The organism is Olleya sp. KJ81-1 (assembly GCF_055808135.1).
In genome coordinates, this window is the sequence record NZ_CM147854.1 from 1,153,361 (window position 1) to 1,172,241 (window position 18,881).

An 18,881-nucleotide genomic window follows, 5' to 3' on the forward strand; every position below is an offset into this window, starting at 1 on the left:
AAAGCAGTTTTACTTATTTTTTTAAAGTAAATTGAGGTAAACCGTAAAAAGTTTTAGAAGAAACAACATATTTTTAAAAATAAAATATGGAGATAACCGAAAAGCTACTGATTGAATTACAAAACCGACTAAAAGTTGGTAGCCGAAGAGGAGTACATTTAAATGCAATTCCAGCTCGTTCAAGATACAAGTTTGACCTAACGCGATTATCTCACATTGACGAAAACCTTCCCACAAATTTTATTAATGCATTATTAACCGAATTACCTTTAAAATTTAAAATTAGTTGGAAAGATAATGTTCCTGATTTGAATTCACTTTTTGAAGATGACCAAACACAATTGGTCAAAATCACAAAGTCTTTTGAAAATCTAATCAATCAAACTGATGCTATAGAATCAGAAAAAGGAATAAATACATTCGGTTTTGGTTTTCCAATACTTGTAAGACGTGACCAATCAGATAACAAATTAACAGTTGCACCTATTTTAATTTGGTCATTAAGAATACGAAGAACAAAAGAATTTAATACTTGGGAAATACTGCGAACAGAAGACGACCCAATTTACATAAACGAGGTTCTAATAAATCATTTACAAAATGATTCCAAAATTGAAATCAATCAAATTTCTAGTGAGTTTTTAGATGATGGTTTAATTAATAAAAGTGAACTTTTAGATATTTGTGTAAATATCATGGAATCCATAAATAGCTCAATTCCAGATGACCTTCGTGAAACATTTGAGAAAAAACTAAATGAAGTAAAATCGATTCCAGAAAAGAAATATTACGAAAAGCTACCATTAACATCTAATAATTCATTTATAGATTTTGGTGGACTTTTTTCAATTTTCGAGGTTCAGAAGCAAAATATTATTCGCGATTATGGCAATTTATTAGAGTTAAAAGGTGCTGCAATTGACCTTGAAGATATGGAAGAACACACTTTTCAACCAATATCATCAGTTGAAACTGACCCATCACAACAAGGAATTTTACATTCTTTGAAGGCATCTAGAAATATCTTAATTCAAGGACCACCAGGAACAGGAAAAAGTCAATCGCTTACAGCTATTTTAGTAAATGCTTTAGAAAATCATAAAAAAACAATTGTTGTTTGTGAAAAACGAACAGCTTTAGAAGTGCTTCACAATGCACTAAATGAAAAAGGTCTTAATTATCAATGCGTTTTGCTTAAAGACATTGTTAAAGACAGAAGAGTTGCAGTTGATTCTGTAAGAGACAGAGTCGATAATTCCTCATATCGTAGATATAGATATACTCATTCCAAAGAAACTTTAGATAATATAATAGAAAAGTCAAAGAACCTAATTGATTCAATAAATAAGAAACACAAAAAATTAGGAACGAATTTAGTCGGAAATAAAAATTGGACTCACGTTGTTGGTTCACTTTTATCAGAATTAAAAGACAATTCAGAAGAATACAATCTTGATTTAGCAAAAGACACATTCAGTTATGAATCAACTGAATTAAATCAATTATTAGAACTAATAAGAAAAGGACAGAATTTATATGACGAGTTTAGACCTCATTCAAACCTTTCTTTTATTAACGCTGCAAAATTAGTTGGAGACAATCCATTTATTATAGAACAACAGATTGAAGAAGATTTTACAATCTATAAAAAAGAGTTGAAAATCATATTAGATGACATTTCAAGCTATGAAGAAGAATATTATAAAATTAGATATGAGCAATTTAATTTGCAAAAAAACTTAATTAGTGATATTGAAAATTCTATTCAAAACATCCTAACAAAATACGAAGTAAACAACGATTTTTTTGATGAAGAAAAAACAAATAGATTTTTATTTAAAACTATTTCAATCTTTTCAAAAGAAAAGAAAACTATACTTACTGACCAACAAACAATAAATACACTTTTTCAAGAATATTCCTCAAAAATTAATCAAAGTAAGGACTTTGATAGTATAGATTTCTCTAAATCAATTAAAATTAATCAAGATACCATTAAAGATTACAAGTTAATTATTGAGAGAATTGATAAAGAATTTAAAGAAAAGATAGAAAATGAATACAAATCCCTAAACTTAATTAAATCAACTGAAAAGGAATTTGACACAAAATTACTACAAACAATAAAAACAAATTTCAGTAATTTAAAAGCTAAAATAGAAGAACAAAATTGGACAAACAAAGAACTGAATGGAGATTCTCACAACGTTTTAAGTTCTCAAATTCAGACTTTATTAGATTCAAAAGAACAATTTTTCGCAAATGAAAATGACCTTTTTTCTATTGAGTTTAAGTGGTTTCAATTTTACAATTCATTATCAACAAATAATAAACTAATCATTGATCAATTAAGGAAAAAAACAAATTGGAGAAAAACATTTTTAATATTCTATCTTAATTCTATGCTTGTAAATTCTGCGAACACAGATTTACCAACAAATGACAACGACCATATTGAATTAGGAAAATCTTTATCTGAACTTGAAAAGGAACAGATTAAATACATTAAAGAATATTGGTTCTCAAAACAAATAGATGCAACCAGAGATTTTGACAATAAGAATCCAAATTTAGCTGTCGAAAATCTATACAATAAAAGAGCAGGGAAAAGACATAAACGATTATCATTGCGAGAAATTGTAAAGTTGGATATGGATTTATTCACAACCTTTTTTCCCATAATTCTAACAACACCAGACGTAGCAAGTAATCTCTTTAAAGGCAAAAATCAATATTTTGATATTGTTATGTTTGACGAAGCAAGTCAATTAAAATTAGAAGATAATTTACCTGCACTTTTAAAAGGGAAACAAATAATCATTGCTGGAGATGAACACCAAATGCCACCTTCAAATTATTTCAGCAAAGTATTTGACGGTTTGATTGATGATGAAGACGAATTTGAAGACGAAATGGATAAAATTAAAAACGATATAAGCAATTCACTTTCAGATTGTGAATCACTTCTTGATTTTGCATCAGAATTAGGTTTCGAGAAAAAACATTTAGACTTTCATTATCGTTCAAGACATCCTTACCTAATTGATTATTCAAATTATGCCTTTTATAATCAAAGATTAAAACCACTACCAAACAGCTTTGATTACATTCCAATAAATTATGTTCCCGTAAATGGCACATATTCCGACACTTCAAATGACGCAGAAGCTGAAACGATTCTGTCTATTATTGATAACAATATTTCAAGACTTCCAAACGGAGAATACCCAACAGTTGGAGTAGCAACTTTCAACATCAATCAAAGAAACCTAATTTTAGGAAAGATTAATGAAAGAAGAAAATTTGAAAAATATAGAAATTTTAATGACAAAATAGTTGAACTAGAAGAAAACGGATTTTTTGTCAAAAATTTAGAAAATATTCAAGGAGACGAAAGAGATGTAATTATTCTATCAACTACTTATGGAATTAATAAAGAAGGGAAATTTGCACAAAGATTTGGCTCAATAAATCATCAAAAAGGATACAAACTTTTAAATGTTATTGTTACAAGAGCAAAATACAAAGTATATGTATGTTCTTCAATCCCAGAAGATGTGTTTTTAAATTATAAAGAACACTTAATAAATGAAGGTTCAAATAACAGAAGAGGTGCGTTATACGCTTATTTAGCGTACTCAAAAGCTGTTAGTGAGCAAGATAATGAAGCAAGAATTTCAGTTTTAAATACACTAGCAGAAAATTCTACAAAAAGTACCACAATCGACAACTTAAATGAAGATCTCGAATCACCATTCGAGGAGGAAGTTTATGAAGCTCTAACCGAACATTTTGACGAAAAAAATATAATTCCTCAACTTCAATTTGCAGGATTTAGAATTGATATGGTTTACGACACGAAACATATTGGACTTCCAAAAATCGCAATAGAATGCGATGGAGCTGCTTATCATTCAAGTCAAGAAGCATATTTACACGATAGTCATAGACAAAAGATTCTTGAAGGACACGGTTTTGTATTTCATAGAATATGGAGTACAAATTGGTGGAGAAACCCTCAAAAGGAAACAAAAAAACTAGTTGAATTTATAAGAAGTATTGAAAATAGTAGTCCTTCAATTTTTGAAGATAAATCAAAATCAGGTTTAGCATTTACAGATAATATTACGATAATCGAAAATGAGCTTTCTAAAGTTTCACCAAACCTAAAAAAGGAATTAAAAGAAACTATTGAAGCTGTTAGTAAAAAAGAGGAAGTTCAAACAACATTATTTAAAGAAACTATTACTGTCAATAGTAAAGTAAAAGTAAATTATTTGAATATTAACAAAGATTTGAAAGTTCATTTAGTAGACCAGATTGTGTCTAAACTTGAAAAATCAAATGGAATTCAAAAAATAAATATAAAAACACCATTAGGAGTTGCTTTAAACGGAAAATCTGTTGGAGATACTGTGAAAATTGGCGGATTAGATAAGTATGTTAGAATATTAGAAATAAAAAATTGAATAATATTTCCATTTCTAAAAGAAGTAAAACTTATTATCAACTACATATAAAAAAATGCCCAACAAAAAAGACCTTAAAGAAGTTGCAAAACTGTTTTTCAAATTAGGGAGCATTGCTTTTGGTGGTCCTGCAGCGCATATTGCGATGATGGAAGACGAAGTAGTTAAAAAAAGAAAATGGATGACACCGCAACATTTTCTAGATTTGGTTGGTGCTACTAATTTAATTCCTGGCCCAAATTCCACCGAAATGACCATGCATTGCGGACATGAAAAAGCAGGTTGGCAAGGACTAATTGTAGCTGGTTTTTGTTTTGTGTTTCCTGCGGTAACTATTACCATGCTTTTTGCTTGGTTGTATCAACAATACGGACAACTTCCAAAAGTAGAACCTTTTATTTATGGCATTAAACCAGCTGTAATTGCTATTATTTTGGGAGCAGTTTATAGACTTGGTAAAAAAGCACTTAAAAACGTTAAATTGGGTATTTTAGGCGCATTAACTTTAATTGCATGTTTACTTGGTGCTAACGAAATTGTAGCGTTGTTTGCCTGCGGATTTTTAGGTTTACTATTATACTTTTTTGAAAACAATAAAAATAACCTAAACAGCTTTACACCTCTTGTGGTGCTTCAAGTAGCATTAACTCCAAGCACATTAAAAATACTTTGGACCTTTTTTAAAGTTGGTGCCTTATTATACGGAAGTGGTTATGTATTATTTGGTTTTCTGGATGCCGAATTAGTTTCTACTGGCTTACTAACCAGACAAGAATTGATAGATGCAGTTGCTGTTGGACAATTTACACCAGGACCAGTATTATCTACTGCGACTTTTATTGGTTGGCAATTAGGAGGTTTTTGGGGATCAATAGCTGCAACTGTTGGTATCTTTCTGCCTTCCTTTGTATTTGTTGCTATATTAAATCCGTTTGTGCCTAAAATGCGACAATCTAAAGTTATTTCAGCTTTTTTAGATGCGGTAAATATTGCTGCTGTTGCTGTTATTATAGCTGTTTGTGTAGCTATGGGACAAGACACGCTAACGGATTGGCGCACTATAGTCATTGCTGTGGTTAGCATCCTTTGTGTTTTTATATTTAAAAAAGTAAATAGTGCTTTTATTGTTATTGGTGGCGCTTTATTGGGTTTTGTGTTAACCTTGTTTTAGTTCGTTTTAATACCTCAAAAACATCCAAATCATATTTTTATCTTAAAAAAAATAGTGTATTCAAATTATTGTGTAATTTTGTTGACTAATCAACAGTTTTGCAAATGTCTAAAAAATATATATTTACAGATTCGGTTGGGTATTTAACCACGACCATATCACGAATATTAAAACAAAAACTGCAAGGTCGTTTTAATACTTTAGATTTAAATACCACTCCAGAACAATGGCTATTATTGGTTTTAATTTCTAACGAAGGTGACATGAACCAAAGCCAAATTGCCAAATTGCAACATAAAGATAGAGCTGCTACAAAACGTATGTTGGATAATTTAGAAAACAAACAATTGGTGATTAGAAAATCTGGTGTAGATGCAAGATCTAATACTATTGCATTAACCAAAGATGGCGAGCATGTAGTACAAGTTTTTAAAGAAGCCTCTAAAGAAACAGTTACGGAAGCATTAAGTTGCTTTACAGAAACGGAAGCCAAAACGCTAAACAATTTATTAAATAAATTATTAAATCACATAGAATAAAAAAATTATAATAATTGTTGATTAATCAACACTTTGCAATACGTAAAAATGACACAAAATAAAACTTTAGAGAATACTTGCTTTCTGCCATCTATTTTTTAATTATAAAACCAAAAAAATATTGAAAAAGTCAAACAAAAATTCAGCAAAATTACGTGTCATTCTAGACCTGTTATTTTTTATCCTTATGGTTTTAGTATTGATACCGCAAAGTACAGGTATCCCAATACACGAATGGTTAAGTTTTGTTATTCTGTTACCTTTCTTTTTACACTTATTAGTTAACTGGAATTGGATTACAAACCATTCTAAAAAACTAATTAAAAATAAAATTCAGAAAACTAAGTTTGATTATGTTTTTAATTGGCTTTTATATCTTTTAATGTTAGTAGTAACGGTTTCCGGAATTGTAATTTCAGAAGCTGCATTACCTGTTTTTGGTATTCATTTTAAAACCAATGCCTTTTGGACAGCAACCCATAATTTATCGGCTACTTTATTTATTGCTTTTTTAGGTATTCATTTAGCATTACATTGGAAGTGGATTGTCCAATCCATAAAAAAACTAAAGTTAATAGCAGATTTACACTACTTAAAACAAATCGCAACTGTAGTTAAAGAGCAGCGTAAGGCATTATTGCTTTTACTAGCTTTAAGTATAATCTTGTCTTTAGGAATTTGGTGGATTGAATACTCTAATTGGGCACAGCAAATCACATTAAATGCTGCTAAAAACACCACTGAAAATGCTAAAAAACCAATACAATCCTGGTTAATTTATGTATTACCATTGGTAAAAGTTATTGTATTCCTAAGCATTCCTGCGCTACTAACAGGACTGGTAATTAAAATTAAAAAGAAATTAAAAAATAAAATTATGGCATTATTAGAAACCATCATGAAAAAAATAATGGATAAAGGCCAGATTACATCCAAAACAAGGCTAACAGATAGCGTTTATAAAATAGATATTACAAGCGATGCGATAAAAACTATGGATTTTATGGCTGGTTATTTTATACGATTAGGTATTGGTATTGGCACAAACACCAATTCAAAAAAAGATATGGTTAGAAGCTATTCCATTTGGGATATTAATAAAGATACCAATACAATTAGTCTAGCTATAGCTACGGATAGCAATGGTATTGGAGCACAATGGGTAAAAAATTGTAATGTTGGAGATACGGTTTATTACAAAACAAAAAAAGGAACTTTTACGTTAGATACTTCTGCTGATAGTTATTTAATGATTGGAGATTTATGTGCTTTATCGCATTTATATATTATAAATAGAAGTTTAGAAAATAAACCTGTGGAAAGCATTATCTATAATAATACACTAAGCGATTTATTTGAAGATGTTGATGGTACTAAACCTTTTAAATTTTATGAATTAGACGAAAATGCTATCGATAGTATTTTAGAAAAAGTAAAAGAACAACTACCAAATCTTAAAGGAAAAAAATGGTATATATTGCAGGAGATAGCAGAGTTTGCGTTGCTTTAAATCATTATTTCAGAAAAGAATTACATTGGGACAGCAAACAAATAAAAACTAAACCGTTTTGGAATCCTGAGAAAACGGGATTGGAATAACAGACCTAAAAAATAGCTTACTACCTTTGTAATCTCAAATTAACTAGAAAATGGCAATAGAAAACATTCCAGAAATTTACTTTGACAATCCTAGTAAAAGCAAAGACATTTTTGTGTACGATTTTAAAATGACTAGCGATGTGGTTAAAAGTAAAGTGAATTTGAGCATGAATATGTTTAGCTTCCTGCAAGTTGGTAAAAAGCAAGTTCATTTTGCAAACACATCAAAAGCTGTTAATAGCGAGCAATCTTTATTACTAAAAAAAGGAAATTGGCTTTGGACAGAATTGTTAGATACCGAAGCGATTTACTATTGTAAACTCTTCTTTTTTTCAGAAAAAAACTAACCGATTTTTTAAGCAAATACACCAAAAACGTTAAGCCTTACCAAGAAAAAGTGCCATATTTTGTTATTGAAAATGATGATTATATTGCGTCTTTTATAAGTTCGTTGTCTTCTATAACTTTTGAAGATTCTCCATATTGCGATGCAATATTAGCGCTTAAATTTGACGAAATACTATTGTACTTACTAGACAAATATGGTAGTGAGTTTGAGCATTACTTACATGCTTTAATCTCTAAAGAAGTATCACCTTTTAAAAATATAGTAGAAGATCACGTGCATTCGAATTTAAAATTAGAGGAAATTGCTTTTTTATGCAACATGAGTTTGTCTACATTTAAAAGACATTTTACTGCAGAATATAAAGAAGCTCCAGGAAAATGGTTAAAAGATAAGCGTTTACAAAAAGCAAAAGAGTTACTACAAGGAGGCGATTTAAAAGCGTCTGATATCTATTTAGACGTCGGTTATAACAACCTATCTAACTTTAGTGTGGCGTTTAAAAACAAATTCGGAATTAGTCCAACCGAAATCTAAATATTTCTATTTTATTTTAAATTACTGAAAATCAATGTTTTAATAATTAATTAAGATTTAATTAACACTGATTTTTACTATTTGGACTGTTTTCATAAGTTATTGAACCGTATCAATAAATACAAAGCCTCTCCTCCATTCTATCTTTGTACCATAATTAAAATGCTTGTCACAAAGCATATATTCACATTAAAAAAACTTATAATTATGGCAAATGTAACAAAACCCGAATTTAAAGAAAGATATGGAAACTTTATTGGAGGAAAATTTGTAGACCCAGTAAAAGGGCAATATTTTGAAAACAGATCTCCTGTAGATGGTAAAGTATTTACACAAGCAGCACGATCAACACAAGAAGATATCGATCTTGCTTTAGATGCAGCACACGAGGCATTTCCTGCTTGGAGTAACACGTCGGCAACAGAACGTAGTAATGCGTTATTAAAAATTGCTCAGGTTATGGAAGATAACTTAGAGTATTTAGCAACCTTAGAAACTATTGATAATGGTAAGCCAATTCGTGAAGCTCGCGCTGCAGATATTCCTTACTGTATCGATCACTTCCGTTATTTTGCAGGTGTAATTCGTGCAGATGAAGGTAGTATTTCTGAACACGATAAAGATACGGTTAGTATTGTATTACACGAAGCAGTTGGTGTAGTTGGTGAAATTATTCCTTGGAACTTTCCAATGTTAATGTTAGCCTGGAAAATTGCTCCGGCTTTAGCAGCAGGTTGTACAGCGGTTGTAAAACCAGCAGAACAAACACCTACAAGTGTTATGGCATTAATGGAATTAATTGGTGATATTTTACCAGCAGGTGTATTAAACATTGTTACTGGTTTTGGTAAAGAAGCTGGTGCAGCATTAGCAACATCAAACAGAATTGCTAAATTATCATTCACAGGATCTACAGAAACTGGACGTACAGTATTACATAATGCAGCCGAAAACATTATTCCTGTAACTATGGAATTAGGTGGTAAATCACCAAACATTTTCTTTCCATCTGTAGCAGATCAAGACGATGAATTCTTTAGTAAAGCAGTTGAAGGCGCTTTAATGTTTGCCTTAAACCAAGGTGAAATTTGTACATCTCCTTCTCGTATATTAGTGCACGAAGATATTGCAGATCGTTTTGTTGAAAAAATGCAAGAACGTTTAAAATTAGTAAAACCAGGAAACCCATTAGATCCAGAAACGATGATTGGTTCTCAGGTATCTAAAGCACAATACGAAAAGATATTAAACTATATTAAAATTGGTATTGAAGAAGGTGCTGCTGTATTAGCTGGTGGTGAAGCTGGTAACTATGAAGGTGAATTAGCCGATGGTTACTACGTACAACCAACCGTTTTAAAAGGAGATAACAAAATGAGAGTCTTCCAAGAAGAAATTTTTGGACCTGTTGTAGCCTTAACAACGTTTAAAACTACAGAAGAAGCGATTGCTATTGCAAACGACACACCTTATGGATTAGGTGCTGGTGTTTGGTCTCGTGATGCTCACGAATTATACCAAGTACCACGTGCAATACAAGCAGGTAGAGTTTGGGTAAACCAATACAATACGTATCCTGCTCACGCTCCTTTTGGTGGTGTTAAAGAATCTGGATTTGGTCGTGAAAACCATAAAATGGCATTAGATCATTACCGTGTTGTAAAAAACATGCTAATCTCTTACGACAAGAAACCAATGGGCTTCTTTTAATTAAGAAACAACTATAAATTTTATAAAACCTCAGACTTGTCTGGGGTTTTATTGTTTTACAAACTAGGCACAAGCCTTACAAACTCCAGTTACAGTGCAATTAATCCCTTCTACTTTATAACCATTTGGCACTGTAAAATTTACTGCAACAGGAAGACACTCAATAGTATTACAACTTGTGCATTTAAAATGAAAATGCTGTTCTTCCATTGTTTTTCTTCACAATTTAGACAAATAGCAAAATACTGTTTTCCATCTTCGGCAACTACTTTATACAAAACACCATCGTCACAAAACCGATTTAAAACTCTGTAAACCGTTGCGCTGTTTAAATCTATAGTTATTTTTTTAAAATAGCCTCTCTACTAATACAAGTAGACGACATGCAAAAACCCTCAGAATATTCTGAGGTTATTTGTTTTAAAACTTTGCTATTAATTTCTATACTATTGATTTCAAAAAAGCATTATAATGTTCCAACTCCAATGGGACATCTGCATTTTTTTCCATATCATGAAAATGATGGGTTGCTAAACAAGTCATTCCTGTAAAGGCATTCATTTTATGAAAACCAAACATAGCACCTTCGTCGACACTTTTCTGATCAAAAAATTCGTTTTCTTTTGTAAAAGCAGCTTTTGGAGCGTTCCAACTTGTGGTTAAAATATACTGTTTCCCATGCATTAATCCACCTGTCCCATAATTAATCTCTGGATTAGACCGACTTCTTCCATCACTACTATAAATTCCGTTTTGGTGACCTTCTGTAAAGACTTCATCTATATATTTTTTAAAACCAAACGGAATTTGAAACCACCAAATTGGTGTGTGATAAATAATAATATCTGCCCATTTAAATTTTTCTACTTCTGCTGCTGGATCATAGTCATCTCCAACTTGTGTGTGCTTCACTTCAAAATCATCCAAAGCTTGAAAATGAGATATCGTATTTTGATATAAGGTTTGGTTAAATTTTCCTCCGGAATGTGCGAAAGGATGACCTCCATTAATAATAAATATATGTTTCATGTGTATTTGTTTTCAGCAAAATTAAAACACTATTTATCATTATAAAAATAATATAAATCATACATTTGTATTAATATTTTAATACTATGGTGAATTTAGAATGGTACAGAACCTTTAAGGAAATCTATGAAAATGGAACACTTACTAAAGCCTCTGTTGCTTTATACGCATCGCAACCAGGTGTCAGTGTACATTTGAACGCGTTAGAAGCCTATGTAGGTAAAAAACTTTTTGAACGTACGTCAAGAAAAATGATTCCTACAGAAGAAGGTAAATTTTTATATGAGTATATTATTGAATCTATTAAAACTCTAGAAACTGCAGAACAGCATTTTAAAAGAACAACGCAAGACAAAAATCCATCCTTAAATATTGGAATGTGCTCAGAAATGTTTCAGCTTATTGTGGAACCTGAAATTGCTAAATTAGAATTTGATTTGGTCGCTAGGTTTGGCGATCACACTAATTTAATTAAAGATTTAAATAATGGTATTTTAGATTTGGTTATCACTCCTAAGGTGCAGAATGAAAAAAAATCGTTGGTAGAATATACAGCCTTTTCCAAAGAACGCATTGTGCTTATTGCTGGAAATAAAACAGACACTACTACTATTGAATTACTTATAAACACTAAAGAATTCAAGGCATTAGAAGCAGAGTTACTAAAACACATGTGGTATAGCTCATCTAATGAAATGGAACACTTTAGACGCTTTTGGTTTGAGAATTTCAATAAAAAACCTGCCTTTAAACCCAATTACATTTTACCCAACATTACTTCTATTATTAGATGTCTAGCTAATGAAAGTGGATTAGCTTTAGTACCTGATTTTTTATGTAACGAAGCTGTAAAAACAAAATCTATTAAACGTATTTGGGATGGTAAAGTAAACACCGAAAACACTTTATACTTTGCTTCTAGAACGGATTTAAAACATAAAAAAGAATTAGAAATACTTCAAGATATTTTTAAATCGAAAATGCAGCAATAAGCTGTTTCTTTATTTTCGGTGCTTTTTATATTTTTCTATTTACTTATAAGCGCAACAATCTCACTAAAATCCTTAGCTTTTGCATAATCTAAAGCTGTTTTACCTTCGTTATCTTTAATGGTAGTATCTGCTTTTTGTTCTAATAACAATTTTACAATCTCTACTTTATTATATTGTGTAGCAAAGGTTAATGCTGTTGTTCCGTTGTTATTAACTTCATTTAAATCGGCTCCATTTTCAATTAAAAACTTCGCAAAAGCGACGTTTCCTTTAAAACTAACACCAATTAAAGCAGTATTCCCAGACGCATCTTTAGCGTTAATAGGCGCATTATGTTGTACTAAAACTTTGGTTGCAGCTTCGTTATCAAAATAGGTTGCTAAGATTAATGGTGTAAATCCACGTTGGTCTTTTGCTTCGGCTAATTTTGGGTTTTCATTTAATAATACATTTAAGGTAGCAGTATCATTATTTTTTATGCTTTCAAAAACTTTATCTGTATTCATTTTGTTTCATTTTTACTGTTATTAAAAGCTGTTTGAATCTATATTCTTAACGTGATTCAAAATATAAAACCTTAGGTTTCAACTTAAAAAAACTTCATTTAAATTATTAATAATCAATAAAAAAGGAATGGACTTTACATAAATCCATTCCTTTATATTATATATCATCGTCTTTTATTTCACGTCAAAACGATCTAAATTCATCACTTTAGTCCAAGCTGCAACGAAGTCTTTTACAAAACGATCTTGACCATCATTTGCACCATAAACTTCTGCTATTGCTCTTAACTCTGTATTAGAACCAAAGATTAAATCGGCTCTAGTTCCTTTAAACTTAACTTCACCTGTATTACGGTTACTACCTTCAAAAAATCTATCGTCTGAAGACGTTGCTTTCCAAGTGTATGTAAAGTCTAAAATGTTTTTGAAAAAATCGTTAGTTAAACTACCAACATTATCTGTAAACACACCATTATTAGAGCCATCGTAATTAGCACCTAACACACGTAAACCACCAACTAAAACAGTTAATTCTGGCACAGAAAGCGTTAGTAAATTAGCTTTATCAATTAGTAAATCTTCTGCAGCAATTTTTAAATTTCCTTTAATGTAGTTTCTAAAACCATCTGCTAAAGGCTCTAAATACCCAAACTGCTCGATATCTGTTTGCTCTTGTGTAGCATCTCCTCTACCTTGTAAAAAGTCTACTTCCTGATTGTATCCTGCATTTTTTAACGCTTTTTCTACTCCAACATTTCCAGCAAGCACTATTAAATCTGCTAAAGAAACAGTGCCTTCAAATTTAGTTTTAATACCTTCTAGTACATCAAGGACTTTATTTAATTCGGTTGGATTATTTACTTCCCAGCTACGTTGTGGCTCTAAAGCAATACGTGCTCCATTAGCACCACCACGATTATCTGATCCTCTAAATGTTGAAGCTGAAGCCCAAGCGGTTGTTACTAATTGTGAAACTGTTAAACCAGAATCGATAATCATAACTTTTAAGTTAGCGATATCAGCATCACTTAATGTATAATCCACTGTTGGAATTGGATCTTGCCATAATAATTCTTCTTTAGGCACTTCTGGTCCTAAGTATCTAGACGTTGGTCCTAAATCACGATGTGTTAATTTATACCAAGCACGTGCAAATGCGTCTTCAAATGCTTTATGGTCTGCATGAAAACGTTTAGAAATTTCTAAATATTTAGGATCTACTTTTAAAGCAATATCTGCAGTCGTCATCATTAAATCTTGTCTTCCGTTAGCGTCACCTGCTTTTGGAGCGCGTTTGGCATTAGACTCTGCTGTTGGTTTCCATTGGTGTGCACCAGCTGGACTTTTAGTTAATTCCCAATCGTAATTTAATAATACATCAAAATAATCTGCATCCCAACGTGTTGGATTTGGTGTCCATGCACCTTCAATACCACTAGTAATAGTATCGTCTAAAACACCTGTACCAAAACTATTTTTCCAACCAGTACTCATTTCTTCGATTGATGCACCATGAGGCTCTTTACCAACATATTTATTTGGATCTGCAGCTCCATGCGCTTTACCAAAAGTATGACCACCAGCAACTAAAGCTACAGTCTCTTCATCATTCATTGCCATTCTACCAAAGGTTTCTCTCACATCATGTGCCGAACCCATTGGATCTGGAACTCCGTTTGGACCTTCTGGGTTAACATAAATCCAACCCATCATTACAGCTGCTAAAGGATCTTCTAGATCGCCTTCTTTATATCTATCTTCATTTGCTCCCCATTCTGTTTCACTTCCCCAATATATATCTTGTTCAGGCTCCCAAACATCCGCTCTACCTCCTGCAAAACCAAATGTTGGAAAACCCATAGACTCTAAGGCGCAGTTACCAGCTAAAATCATTAAATCTGCCCAAGAAATTTTATTTCCATATTTTTGTTTGATAGGCCATAATAATAAACGAGCTTTATCTAAGTTACCATTATCTGGCCAACTATTAATTGGTGCAAAACGTTGGTTTCCAGCGCCTGCTCCTCCACGACCATCACCAACTCTGTACGTTCCTGCACTATGCCAAGCCATACGTATCATTAATCCTCCGTAATGTCCATAATCTGCAGGCCACCAGTCTTGAGAGTCTGTCATAAAAGCTGTAAGTTCTGCTTTTAAGGCCTCATAATCTAAACTTTTAAAAGCTTCGGCATAATCAAAATCGTCTCCCATTGGGTTAGATTTAGAAGCATTTTGACGTAAAATATTTAGTTTTAATTCGTTTGGCCACCAATCTCTATTTTTTACTCCACCACCAGAAGTATGTTTAACTGTTCCACTTAAAAAAGGGCAATTTGTTGAACTTTCATTAATATCAAAGTTTTTACCATTTGGCTGATGACTTGAATGAGGATTATTTTCCATAGTATTTATTTTAGATTTAATTTGAGATAAAATTAGATATATACCTTATAAATTTACTATTAAAAAAATTGATTGTTACTATTTTAGAATAGGTTTTGTTTATCGACTATATAAAATTCGATAGTTTAAAATTATTTGATAATATTTTGCTAACATTGATAATGACACCTCATTATTACTTATTTTTACTTGCTTAACAATAAAATCAATAAAAATGGCTAAAATAACATTAGGAGGCACTCCTGTTGAAACTATAGGACAATTACCAAAAATCGGAGAAAAAGCTCCAGATTTTACTTTAACACTTAGCGACTTATCGACTCAAAAATTATCGGACTTTGAAGGTCATAAAGTGGTTTTAAACATTTTTCCGAGTGTAGATACTGGTACATGCGCAACTTCTGTAAGATCATTTAATAAAGAAGCTGCAGAGATGGATAATACTAAAGTACTTTGTATCTCTAGAGATTTACCATTTGCTCAAGCACGTTTTTGTGGTGCAGAAGGTATTGATAACGTTATGATGTTATCTGATTTTAAAACGGGACAATTTGGTAAAGATTACGGTTTAGAATTTGCATCTGGTCCTTTTGAAGGGTTACACTCTAGATGTGTTGTGGTTTTAGATGAAAATGGAATTGTACAATATACGGAACAAGTACAAGAAGTGGCTGACGAGCCTAATTATAAAGCGTCACTTTACGCATTATTAGATGAGTAAAAAAGAACCATTTATAATTAATCGTTTAAAAAGTGTTGGGTATGCCTTTAAAGGCATGCTCTTACTTTTAAAAACAGAAGCCAGTATACAAATACAATTTTGTATTGCTATTATTGTTACTATCGCTGGTTTTGTTTTAAACATCACCTCTACCGAGTGGATTATGCAATGCTTTGCAATAGGCTTGGTCATGAGTGTAGAAGGTGTAAATACTGCTATTGAGGCAATTGCAGATTTTATACATCCAGGACATCACGAAAAAATTGGTTTTATTAAAGACATTGCTGCAGGTGCTGTTTTTATTGCATCCATAGCTGCTACAATCATTGGTTTGATTATTTATATCCCAAAGCTATTTTAAACAATTATCCATTAGGATAAACGTTAACTATTTGTATTTTTACGCAAATTAAACCCAAAAATGGCGAAAGCAAAAAAACAAACTAAAACAAAAAAGAAAGTCGGTTTTAAAAAACCTGACTTAACCCTAACTAGTCAACAAAAACTAGTCTTGGGTAGCTTTTTAATAATTTTAGGTGTCTTGTTTTTTATATCCTTTTTATCCTATTTATTTACAGGTAAAATTGACCAAAGTGCCTTAACCGAATTTTCTTCTAGAGAGGTAGAAACCCAAAATTGGTTAAGTAAATTAGGTGCTTGGATTAGCGATCTATTTATCCAACGTGGTTTTGGTATAGCAGCTTTTATATTTTCTGGTCTTACCTTTTTATCAGGAGTCTACGTGCTTACTGACCTAAACAAAACTAAATTACGTAAACATTGGTTTTGGGGCATTTTAGTTGTTATTTGGTTTTCAGTTTTATTTGGCTTTTTTGCTCATAAAAATGATGTATTAAGCGGAACTATTGGGTTTGAAATTAATAGCTTTTTCCAAGATTATATTGGTAAAATTGGTACTATATTATTATTAGCTTTTGCTTTTATTAGCTATTTAGCCATTCGTTTTAAATTTACACCACAACGCATAGCAGCTATCTTTAAAAATGCTAGAAAGAATATTAAGGACGATTTTAAAGATGATTTTGTTCCTGTGGATAATTCGTATTCAGACGAAGCTGAAGCTATGAAGTCTGCTTTTGAAGTGGATAAAAAAGTAGAACCTACAATTTCAAACCATTCAAAAATAGAAACCACAAATAATATAGAACTAACGCAAGAAGTTAGCAAGCCTGAGGTGTCTTCAAAAGAAATAAAAACAGAAATAACAACGCCTGAGATTGAAATAGAAGAACCTCAAGTAGAAATTGAGGTAGAATCCGTTACAGAAGAAATATCAGAAACTGATAATCTTGCCAATAAGTTAGTAGAAGACTTTGGGCAGTTTGATCCTACTTTAGAATTGGGTAAATATCAATTTCCGCCTTTAGACTTACTTAAAAAGTATGATAACGAAGGTGTTACCATAAACCAAGAAGAATTAGAAGAAAATAAAAACCGAATTGTTGACACTTTAAATAACTACAAAATTGGAATTGCTAGTATTAAAGCTACCATTGGACCAACAGTCACGTTATATGAAATTGTTCCGGAAGCTGGAATCAGAATTTCAAAAATCAAAAATTTAGAAGATGACATTGCTTTATCACTGTCTGCTTTAGGTATACGTATTATTGCACCAATTCCTGGAAAAGGAACCATAGGTATTGAAGTGCCTAATAAAAATGCAACCATCGTTTCCATGCGCTCTGTAATTGCATCTCAAAAATTTCAGAAAACCGAAATGCATTTGCCAATAGCAATTGGTAAAACAATTAGTAATGAAACTTTAGTCATTGACTTAGCTAAAATGCCACACTTACTAATGGCTGGAGCAACAGGTCAAGGTAAATCGGTAGGTTTAAATGCAGTACTAACATCGTTATTATACAAAAAGCATCCTGCTGAAGTCAAGTTTGTTTTAGTCGATCCAAAAAAGGTAGAGTTAACCTTATTTAATAAGATAGAACGACACTATTTAGCAAAACTTCCGGATGAGGCTGAAGCTATTATAACAGACAATACCAAAGTGATACACACATTAAACTCGCTGTGTATAGAAATGGATAATCGTTACGAAATGCTTAAAAACGCACTATGTCGTAACATTGTTGAATATAACACCAAGTTTAAAGCGCGTAAATTAAATCCAAACGAAGGTCATGCTTACTTACCTTATATTGTCTTAGTAGTCGATGAGTTTGCAGATTTAATTATGACCGCAGGAAAAGAGGTAGAAACACCTGTTGCACGTTTAGCACAATTAGCTCGTGCAATTGGGATTCACTTAATTATTGCAACTCAACGTCCATCTGTAAACGTTATTACAGGTATAATTAAAGCTAACTTCCCAGCACGTATTGCTTTTAGAGTATCTAGTAAAATAGATTCTAGAACCATATTAGATGCAGGTGGAGCGGATCAATTAATTGGACGTGGAGACATGTTATATACACAGGGTAATGATATGATACGTATCCAATGTGCTTTTGTTGACACTCCAGAAGTTGAAAAAATTGTAGATTTTATTGGTAATCAAAAGGCTTATCCAGATGCTTATTTATTACCAGAGTATGTTGGTGAAGAAAGTGGCACAAGTCTTGATATAGATATATCTGAAAGAGATGTTTTATTTAAAGATGCTGCCGAAATTATTGTGACAGCTCAACAAGGGTCTGCTTCTTTATTACAACGCAAATTAAAATTAGGTTACAATCGTGCAGGTCGTTTAATTGACCAATTAGAAGCAGCAGGAATTGTAGGCGGATTTGAAGGTAGTAAAGCAAGACAGGTTTTAGTTGTAGATTTAGTAGCTCTTGATCAACTATTAGAAAACGAAAAAAAATAAATTACACTTAA

General features: G+C 31.7%; 14 protein-coding genes and 1 pseudogene. 11 read left to right on the plus strand and 4 right to left on the minus strand.

All coding sequences use genetic code 11. The annotated features are described in order from the left end of the window. Window positions 1-86: 86 nt before the first annotated feature. From AC0L3M_RS05425 to AC0L3M_RS05455, 7 genes and pseudogenes are all read left to right on the plus strand, one after another. Window positions 87-4,469 carry an AAA domain-containing protein gene (locus AC0L3M_RS05425; protein ID WP_473432115.1) on the plus strand — a complete coding sequence of 1,461 codons (4,383 nt, stop codon included), beginning with the start codon at window positions 87-89 and terminating at the stop codon, window positions 4,467-4,469. Window positions 4,470-4,524: 55 nt separating this feature from the next. Continuing rightward, on the plus strand, window positions 4,525-5,640 hold the full coding sequence (gene chrA, locus AC0L3M_RS05430; protein WP_473432116.1) for a chromate efflux transporter: 1,116 nt from the start codon (window positions 4,525-4,527) through the stop codon (window positions 5,638-5,640). A 104-nt stretch (window positions 5,641-5,744) separates the two neighbouring features. Then, complete coding sequence (locus tag AC0L3M_RS05435; protein WP_473432117.1) at window positions 5,745-6,179, plus strand: MarR family winged helix-turn-helix transcriptional regulator; 435 nt, start codon at window positions 5,745-5,747, stop codon at window positions 6,177-6,179. A 121-nt stretch (window positions 6,180-6,300) separates the two neighbouring features. After that, window positions 6,301-7,689, plus strand: a complete 1,389-nt coding sequence (locus AC0L3M_RS05440) for a DUF4405 domain-containing protein (protein ID WP_473432118.1) — start codon at window positions 6,301-6,303, stop codon at window positions 7,687-7,689. After that, window positions 7,647-7,778, plus strand: coding sequence for a hypothetical protein (locus AC0L3M_RS05445; protein ID WP_473432119.1), 132 nt, complete (start codon window positions 7,647-7,649; stop codon window positions 7,776-7,778). The genes AC0L3M_RS05440 and AC0L3M_RS05445 overlap by 43 nt, the downstream gene beginning before the upstream one ends. Before the next feature lie 50 nt (window positions 7,779-7,828). Next, window positions 7,829-8,661, plus strand: a pseudogene (locus tag AC0L3M_RS05450) (helix-turn-helix domain-containing protein). 207 nt (window positions 8,662-8,868) lie between these two features. Next, complete coding sequence (locus AC0L3M_RS05455) at window positions 8,869-10,371, plus strand: aldehyde dehydrogenase family protein (RefSeq protein WP_473432120.1); 1,503 nt, start codon at window positions 8,869-8,871, stop codon at window positions 10,369-10,371. 63 nt (window positions 10,372-10,434) lie between these two features. On the opposite strand, the gene AC0L3M_RS05460 is transcribed toward AC0L3M_RS05455, so the two are convergent. Both AC0L3M_RS05460 and AC0L3M_RS05465 read right to left on the minus strand, forming a co-directional pair. Further along, window positions 10,435-10,581, minus strand: coding sequence for a hypothetical protein (locus AC0L3M_RS05460; RefSeq protein ID WP_473432121.1), 147 nt, complete (start codon window positions 10,579-10,581; stop codon window positions 10,435-10,437). Between the two features lie 231 nt (window positions 10,582-10,812). Continuing rightward, the gene (locus AC0L3M_RS05465; RefSeq protein WP_473432122.1) at window positions 10,813-11,400 is read right to left on the minus strand and encodes an NAD(P)H-dependent oxidoreductase; all 588 of its coding nucleotides are present in this window, start codon (window positions 11,398-11,400) and stop codon (window positions 10,813-10,815) included. An 86-nt stretch (window positions 11,401-11,486) separates the two neighbouring features. Here AC0L3M_RS05465 and AC0L3M_RS05470 point away from each other — a divergent pair, with 86 nt between their 5' ends. After that, a complete protein-coding gene (locus AC0L3M_RS05470; protein ID WP_473432123.1) occupies window positions 11,487-12,392 on the plus strand; it encodes a LysR family transcriptional regulator in 906 nt (301 codons plus the stop codon). A gap of 35 nt (window positions 12,393-12,427) precedes the next feature. On the opposite strand, the gene AC0L3M_RS05475 is transcribed toward AC0L3M_RS05470, so the two are convergent. Further along, window positions 12,428-12,898, minus strand: a complete 471-nt coding sequence (locus AC0L3M_RS05475; RefSeq protein WP_473432124.1) for an ankyrin repeat domain-containing protein — start codon at window positions 12,896-12,898, stop codon at window positions 12,428-12,430. 174 nt (window positions 12,899-13,072) lie between these two features. Continuing rightward, window positions 13,073-15,304, minus strand: coding sequence for a catalase/peroxidase HPI (gene katG / locus AC0L3M_RS05480; RefSeq protein ID WP_473432125.1), 2,232 nt, complete (start codon window positions 15,302-15,304; stop codon window positions 13,073-13,075). A gap of 214 nt (window positions 15,305-15,518) precedes the next feature. Between katG and tpx the strand changes: the two genes are divergently transcribed. From tpx to AC0L3M_RS05495, 3 genes are read left to right on the plus strand one after another with little or no spacing between them, the layout of a single operon-like run. Beyond that, a complete protein-coding gene (tpx, locus tag AC0L3M_RS05485) occupies window positions 15,519-16,025 on the plus strand; it encodes a thiol peroxidase (RefSeq protein ID WP_292944692.1) in 507 nt (168 codons plus the stop codon). Further along, the gene (locus AC0L3M_RS05490; protein WP_473432126.1) at window positions 16,018-16,386 is read left to right on the plus strand and encodes a diacylglycerol kinase; all 369 of its coding nucleotides are present in this window, start codon (window positions 16,018-16,020) and stop codon (window positions 16,384-16,386) included. Before tpx ends, AC0L3M_RS05490 begins: the two co-directional genes overlap by 8 nt. 60 nt (window positions 16,387-16,446) lie before the next feature. Further along, a complete protein-coding gene (locus AC0L3M_RS05495; RefSeq protein WP_292944686.1) occupies window positions 16,447-18,870 on the plus strand; it encodes a DNA translocase FtsK in 2,424 nt (807 codons plus the stop codon). Window positions 18,871-18,881: the final 11 nt, after the last annotated feature.